This is a genomic window from Mesorhizobium sp. M7A.F.Ca.US.006.04.2.1, assembly GCF_004022915.1.
GTDB classification, from domain to species: Bacteria; Pseudomonadota; Alphaproteobacteria; order Rhizobiales; family Rhizobiaceae; genus Mesorhizobium; species Mesorhizobium ciceri.
Genome location: NZ_RZQA01000977.1, coordinates 1 through 2,118 on the forward strand (window position 1 = coordinate 1; position 2,118 = coordinate 2,118).

Annotated in this window: 2 protein-coding genes; both read left to right on the plus strand. The window is 59.6% G+C overall.

Annotated features, from left to right (window positions below; translation table 11 throughout):
• Positions 1–47: 47 nt before the first annotated feature.
• Positions 48–785 carry a pitrilysin family protein gene (locus tag EN925_RS33055; protein ID WP_348630381.1) on the plus strand — a complete coding sequence of 246 codons (738 nt, stop codon included), beginning with the start codon at positions 48–50 and terminating at the stop codon, positions 783–785.
• Between the two features lie 415 nt (positions 786–1,200).
• Positions 1,201–2,118 (plus strand): aldehyde dehydrogenase family protein (locus EN925_RS33060; RefSeq protein ID WP_127309517.1); only part of this gene is annotated, 918 nt, incomplete at its 3' end.

Here is a 2,118-nt window from a genome sequence, read left to right on the forward strand (position 1 = left end):
ATCCTTGTTCAAGGCTGTGAGAAGGCACAAAAGAGAGCCTGCCCGGCATCACGCCGTCCGACCTCCGCGCCTTCCACCAGGCCATTTTCGCTCGCGACGGGCTCCATATTGCCGTGGTGGGTGACATTGACGCGAACACGTTGAGGGAAAGGCTTGACCAGCTGTTTGGTGATTTGCCTGAGCAACAAACCCTCGTCCCCGTCTACGATGTCGCGCCGAAACTCGGTCAACTGGTGGAGGAGAACTACGACCTGCCGCAGACTTCGCTGACGTTGGCCTGGCCTGGCGTGAAGCCTAGCGCGCCGGATTTCTACGCGGCCGTGCTGCTGAACGACATCCTTGGCGGCTCATACTTGACTTCCCGCCTTTACGAGGAGGTACGTCAAAAACGCGGCCTTGCCTATCACGTCAGCTCTGAACTAACCCTTGACTCGCTTCTGGTTACGACAGAGACACGCTCGGACTGCGCTGCCCAAACACTGAGCATCGTGCGAGATGTGGTAAAGCAGATGGCGCAGCAAGGACCGACCGGGGCCGAGCTCAAGGCGTCGAAGAAGCACCTGATCGGCGCCTATGCCATCGACCAACTGGGCTCGACCCGCTCGATTGCAGACCGGCTCCTGGATTTGCAGATTCACAAGGCCGACGTCGACTACAACCAGCGTCGCGCCCGCAGCATCGGTCGGGTGACGCTCAAACAGGTCAAGGCGGCGGCCAAAAAGCTGCTTTCGGCCGAGCCCGCCATTTTGGTGGTCGGCCCGCCGCTGGGCGGCAAGGATGAGTAAAGAAACTCATCTCACCTTCCTTCTTCATCGGGGCTTCTCGTGGGAAGAGCGAATGTGGAGGCCCGTGGGCCAAGCAGATCATGCAGACGCGCGGAGTCGTTTTCGCCGACCTTGCGCGGCATTGGCGGTCCGGCGGCCTCTCGCCGAAATGGCGCTCCTCAGCATGTATGCCGCCTTTTTGCAGAATTCAGTCGCATGCCACCAGCAGGCATGGTGGATGAAGCAAACATCCGACTGCTTAATCCATCAATTGATGAACCGCGGGCACTCAAACTAACGAAACTGCTGTCTTTTCATCGGGCTAGCGTGGTCTACCAGCTGCTTTGCCGAGGCCCTACGACGAACCCACTGGTGCAGAATACACACTGACGGCCTGTCGACCTGGATGTTCGCTGCGTTGAGGAGGAATCCGGTATTGCCCCTGTGCCTGCCGATGATCCGCCGTCTGAAATCCCCGCACCTGTTTGGAGCCATCGACCGCCTGCCGGCACTCGGCAGACCAGTTGGCAATAAGACGTTCGAGGTCGTCAATCCGTCGACCGGCGAAGTTTTGGCAGAGCTTCCCGATATGGGCGTGGAGGAGACACGTGCTGCGGTAGACAAGGCCTATGTTGCGCAGTCGGGATGGGCCGCGTTGACGGCCCGAGAACGTAGCGACGTTCTTTGGCGATGGCATCAGCTGATCATCGACCATGCAGGCGATCTCGCCGCGATTCTGACTGCGGAAATGGGCAAGCCGCTTGCCGAAGCCATTTCAGAGGTATCGCATGCGGCGGCGTATCTGCAATGGTATGCCGAGGAGGCCAATCGCGTCTATGGCGAGACGATCTCGGCACCCTCGACAGACCGCCGAATGCTAGTGATCAAGCAGCCCATCGGCGTTGTTGGCACGATCACGCCATGGAATTTCCCGGCCTCCATGGTGGCGCGCAAAATCTCGCCGGCCTTGGCTGCGGGCTGCACAATCGTGCTCAAGCCCGCTGAACAGACGCCGCTCGTGGCTGGCGCAATGTTCGCCCTCGCCCATCAGGCCGGCTTTCCCGATGGCGTGGTCAACCTGATCTATGCGTCCGAAGGTGATCGCGTGGGCCGTGAACTCTGCACCAATTCCAAGATTCGAAAGATCAGCTTCACCGGTTCGACCGAGGTCGGACGGCTGCTGATGCGTCAGTGCTCTGACCAGATCAAGAAGGTCAGCCTTGAACTCGGCGGCAATGCACCTTTCATCATCTTCGATGATGCCGACATTGACGGTGCTGTTGACGGTGCGGTCCAGGCGAAGTTCCGCAATGCCGGCCAGACCTGCGTTTCCGCGAACCGCATTTACGTCCAA